Origin of the sequence: Dietzia sp. UBA5065 (genome assembly GCA_002415925.1) — a bacterium.
Lineage (GTDB): Bacteria > Actinomycetota > Actinomycetes > Mycobacteriales > Mycobacteriaceae > Dietzia.
In genome coordinates this window covers 1-4,754 of the sequence record DIAZ01000129.1, presented here as the reverse complement: position 1 = coordinate 4,754, position 4,754 = coordinate 1, and the positions used below count along the sequence as shown (strand labels likewise).

4 protein-coding genes and 1 pseudogene are annotated in these 4,754 nt (G+C 72.5%); 3 read left to right on the top strand and 2 right to left on the bottom strand.

All coding sequences use genetic code 11. The annotated features are described in order from the left end of the window. Both B4M60_RS10120 and B4M60_RS10115 read right to left on the bottom strand, forming a co-directional pair. Nucleotides 1–603, bottom strand: a pseudogene (locus B4M60_RS10120) (hypothetical protein); the annotation flags it as partial. A gap of 28 nt (nucleotides 604–631) precedes the next feature. After that, nucleotides 632–1,132 carry a hypothetical protein gene (locus B4M60_RS10115; protein ID WP_291083134.1) on the bottom strand — a complete coding sequence of 167 codons (501 nt, stop codon included), beginning with the start codon at nucleotides 1,130–1,132 and terminating at the stop codon, nucleotides 632–634. 156 nt (nucleotides 1,133–1,288) lie between these two features. Between B4M60_RS10115 and B4M60_RS10110 the strand changes: the two genes are divergently transcribed. The 3 genes from B4M60_RS10110 to B4M60_RS10100 form a co-directional block, all read left to right on the top strand. Continuing rightward, on the top strand, nucleotides 1,289–2,113 hold the full coding sequence (locus B4M60_RS10110; protein ID WP_291083130.1) for an acyl-CoA thioesterase: 825 nt from the start codon (nucleotides 1,289–1,291) through the stop codon (nucleotides 2,111–2,113). Between the two features lie 10 nt (nucleotides 2,114–2,123). After that, nucleotides 2,124–3,767, top strand: a complete 1,644-nt coding sequence (locus B4M60_RS10105) for an acyl-CoA dehydrogenase family protein (RefSeq protein ID WP_291083127.1) — start codon at nucleotides 2,124–2,126, stop codon at nucleotides 3,765–3,767. Nucleotides 3,768–3,852: 85 nt separating this feature from the next. Further along, nucleotides 3,853–4,754, top strand: a 902-nt coding sequence (locus B4M60_RS10100; RefSeq protein ID WP_291083124.1) for a cytochrome P450, incomplete at its 3' end; no start/stop codon positions are given.

The following is a 4,754-nucleotide window of genomic DNA, read 5'->3' as shown; positions in this document are numbered from 1 at the left end:
GGGCGGCGTGGAGGTGGGCGGCGTCGCGGTCGAACTGGCCGCCGTTGTCGACGTCGCGCGCGAGGTCGAGCTCGGGGGCGTCGCCGTGGGACAGGGCCCCAGGTGCTTGATCGCCATCCACGCCGGGGCGCCCCTGGCGATGGCCTCGTCGGGGCAGGTCGACTGGTAGATCGACACGTCGCGGACCGACTGCCACCTGCCTCCCCGATAGGCCACCCAGAACGGATCGCCGGAGATCTCGCTGGCCATCACGGCCCATCCGGCGCCGCAGTCGATGATGCGGGCACCGCTGTCGGGGTAGCCGAGGTCGGCGTTGATCACGAGCGCGTCGCAGACCGCGCCCCGTTGCCGGGCCGCCGTCGGCACCGGGGCGACACTGCTCGTCGGGCGTGGTGACGGCCTGGTGGTGGTGGAGGCCGATCGGGTGGTGGTCGAATCGGTGGGGACCGCCGCCGGTCCCGTCTCTGACGCGCCGTCTACACGGATCAGTGCGATGACCACGCCGATGGCCACGACGAGCACCGCGGACGCGGCCGCCAGGGCGGCGACCAGGGCCCTCGACTGCCCGGGTCCCCCACCCCCGTCGTCACCCATTCCGATCACGTCGGCAGCCCTCGACCCGCCGTCCCCCTTACAGGGTCATCCCCGGAGGGAACGGCCCGATCGCGGTGGCATCACCGGCGCCCGCGAAAGGATTCCACACGTACATCGTGGAGTCGTAGTGGGCCGCCGCGTTCGGCTGACCGGGCACCGGCTCCTGCTGGACACGCAACTCCACGTGGAAGTCGCCGCGTTGCCCCAGGAGAACCCGTGGGGTCGCCCCGGGCTGGGTCGCGGTCTTCTCTCCCCGGTGGAAGAGCACCACGGTGGTCGGCGAGGAGACGGTCCCGCCCGCGGTCTCCAGGAAGAGGTAACCGAGTTCGCCGCACAGGTTCCCCTGCTGGCCGACCGTCCAGCCGACCCCCGGGAAGGGCCCCGGCGTCTCGGCGGCGACCCGCTGCACATCCACGTCGCACCTACCGAGCGGCGGCGCGAGCGAGTCGGTGTTGACCGCTGACGCGGCGGGAACCGCAGATGCGAGGAGGCCCGCGGCCACGCCGGCGGAGGTCAGTGCACGGAGGGTGGAGAACATGGGTGGAGGTCGTCTTCTCTCGGATTGCCGCCACCCGGATGATGACATGCATCACACTAGTCTGTGCCGTCGGATCGCGGTCGCCCCTTCCGCCGCGTCGGTACGGTGGGACAACCCGGCGGCGCAACGGCCGCGCCGCCCCAGCAGGAGGACACCGTGCCCGGTCGCGACACCCCCGCCCACGCGTTGGACCAGGCCGTCGCACTCGAGCGGGTCGGCGAGAACCTGGTCCGCGGCCGGACCGTCGACGCGTGGGCCAACATGGTCGGTCCGTTCGGCGGCACCACCGCCGCGGTGATGCTCCAGGCGATCCTCCAGCACCCCGAGCGGCGCGGCGACCCGCTCGCGCTGACGCTCAACTACGCGGGGCCGGTCGCCGACGGCGGATTCGAGATCGAGGTGCGCCCCGCCCGCACCAACAACTCCAACCAGCACTGGTGGCTGGAGATGCGCCAGGGTGGCCAGGTGGTCACCACCGCCACCGCCATCACCGCGCTGCGCCGCGAGACGTGGTCGGAGACCGAGGCCGCCCCGCCCGCGGTCCCGGCGCCGGAGGACCTGGCCCCGGCCGGGTCGGACCGCGGGGTGCGGTGGGTGGAGAACTACGACATGCGGTTCGTCACCGGCGGGTGGGAGGCCGTCGCGAACGGCGAGGCGAGCCGGGAGTCGACGACGACGATGTGGATCCGCGACGAGCCGACCCGCGCTCTCGACCACGTCTCGCTCACCGCCCTGTGCGATTCGTTCTTCCCGCGGTCGTTCCTGCGGCTCGGTCGCCCGGTTCCGGCGGGGACCGTGACCCTCTCGATCCACTACCTGGCCACCGCCGAGGAGATCGCCGCCCAGGGCACCGACTTCATCCTGGGCAGCGTCCACTCCCGCCGCTTCCACGGCAACTACCACGACGAGACCGCGAGGCTGTGGAGCCGGTCCGGCACCCTGCTCGCCACCAGCCACCAGCTGATGTACTTCAAGTCGTAGGAGAGACCCCATGGCCACGACGCACAACAGCACCACCCACGAGGTGTTCAACCAGGCGCCGCCGCGCGTGGACGTTGACGAGTTCGACCTCAACCCGGCCCTGCGGGAGGCCGTGGGCGTGTTCGCGCCCGGGTCCGGCGGGGCCGCGTCCGAGGGCTTCCACGAGATGGGCCGGCACGTGGGCACCGAGCAGTACCAACACGACGCGGAGCTGGCCAACACCCTCACCCCGGTGCACCGGGCCCACGACCGGTGGGGGAACCGGGTCGACGAGATCGAGTTCCACCCCTCCTACCACCGGATCATGCGGTTCTCCGTGGAGCACGGGCTGCACACCGCGGCGTGGGCCGACCCCGGCCCGGGCGCGAACGTCGAGCGGGCCGCCGGGTTCATGCTGGTCTCCCAGATCGAGGCGGGGCACGGGTGCCCGCTGTCCATGACGCACGCCGTGGTCCCCTCGCTGCGGCTCAGCCCGGAACTGGCCTCCGAGTGGGAGCCGGCGCTGCTGTCGAGGGTGTACGACCCCGAGCTGCGCGACCCCGCCACCAAGTCGGGCGTGCTGTTCGGCATGGCCATGACCGAGAAGCAGGGCGGGTCGGACGTCCGCGCCAACACCACCACCGCCGAGCACGTCGGCGACGGCCTCCACCTGCTCCGGGGGCACAAGTGGTTCTGTTCGGCCCCCCAGTCGGACGCCTTCCTGGTCCTGGCCCAGGCCCCGGAGGGCCTGAGCTGCTTCCTCGTCCCGCGCGTCCTGCCCGGCGGAGACCGCAACCCCTTCCTGGTCCAACGCCTCAAGGACAAGCTGGGCAACAAGTCCAACGCCTCGTCGGAGGTGGAGTTCGACGGGACCCTCGGCTGGATGGTCGGCGAGCCCGGCCGCGGGGTCCGCACGATCATCGAGATGGTCGGCCGCACGCGCCTGGACTGCGTGCTGGGCGCGACCGCCGGGATGCGGCAGGGCGTGGCGGAGGCCGCGTGGCACGCCCGCCACCGCGCCGCGTTCGGCGCGACGCTGGTGGATCAGCCCGCGATGGCCGCCGTGCTCGCCGACCTGCAGCTTGAGGCGGAGGCCGCCACGTGGACGGCCGTGCGACTGGCCGCGGCGTACGACGACGAGGAGTCGGCCGCCTACCGTCGGCTGGCCACCGCGGTCGCCAAGTACTGGGTGTGCAAGCGCGGCCCGAACCACGCCTACGAGTCGCTCGAGTGCCTCGGCGGGAACGGCTACACCGAGGCGTTCCCGCTCGCCCGCCGCTACCGGGAGCAACCGGTGTTGGCCGTGTGGGAGGGCTCGGGCAACGTCATCGCGCTCGACGTCCTGCGCGCGATGGCCCGGGAGCCCGAGTCGGTCGCCGCGTTCGACGCCGAGCTCGCCGCCCGGCTGGGCCGCCACGACCTGTTCGACCGACACGTCGAGCGGGTGCGGGGGCTCATCGGGCGGGCGGCCTCGGACCCGGCGGCCGCTCCGGCGATCGCGCGCCGGCTGGTCGAGGCCATGGCGCTGGCCCAGCAGGGCGCGGTGCTGCTCGAGCACGCGCCGGCGGCCGTGGCGGAGGCGTTCTGCCTGGCCCGCCTCGGGGACGACCGCTCGGCCGAGTACGGCGCGCTGCCCGACGGGGTGGACGTGGCCGCGCTCGTCGCCCGCGCGTGAGAAACGACACCGCCGGTTTCGCAATTCCGCTGACAGGCCTGTGAGCGCGGTCACAGACTGGGGGCACCAGACAAAGAGGTGCTGCATGTCCATCGTCGGCGATCCCCGCGATCCGGTCTACCGACCCGGCCCGGCCCCGCTCCGCGCCCGGCTCCCGATCCTCGGCGGAACCCTGGAGTACGTGCACGACCCGCTGGCGACCATGGCCCGCCGGTACCGCGACCACGGCCCGGTCTCCGAACTCAGCTTCCTCGGCGCCACCTGGACAGCGCTGATCGGCCCCGACGCCTGCCAGGTCGCCCTCCGGAACGCCGACAAGGCCTTCGCCAACGGCCCGGGCTGGGGATACCTCGTGGGCCCGTTCTTCGACCGCGGCCTGATGCTGCTGGACTTCGCCGAGCACCACCACTACCGGCTCATCATGCAGGAGGCGTTCACCCGCCCCCGGCTCGAGGGCTACGCCCGCAGGCTGGCCCCGCTGGTCGAGTCCGGCATCTCGGCCTGGTCCCCGGACCGGGCCTTTGAGATCTACCCCGCGCTCAAGTCCCACACGCTGGACCTGGCCACCGAGGTCTTCATGGGCGGCGCCGAGTACGCCGAGCCGGGCGAGATCGAGCGGGTCAACCAGGCCTTTGTCGACTGCGTCCAGGCCGCCAACGGCTACGTCCGCTCCACCGCGCTGCCGTTCACCAAGTGGGGCCGCGCCGCCCGCGGCCGGCGCCTGCTCGAGGACTTCCTCCGCCGCCACCTCCCCGCCCGCCGCGCGACCCCCGGCGAGGACCTGTTCTCGGCCCTGTGTCAGGTGGCCGACGCCTCCGGCGGGATCGACGACGCCGACATCATCAACCAGATGATCTTCCTCCTCATGGCCGCGCACGACACCACCACCAGCACGGTGACCTCGATGGTCTACGAGCTCGGGCGGGACCCGGAGTGGCAGGAGCGGTGCCGGCGGCAGTGCCTCGAACCTGTCTCTTATACACATCT

Coding starts and splice junctions, on each gene's coding strand:
- B4M60_RS10115 (WP_291083134.1), bottom strand. CDS start 1,132: ATGTTCTCCACCCTCCGTGCACTGACCTCCGCCGGCGTGGCCGCGGGC.
- B4M60_RS10105 (WP_291083127.1), top strand. CDS start 2,124: ATGGCCACGACGCACAACAGCACCACCCACGAGGTGTTCAACCAGGCG.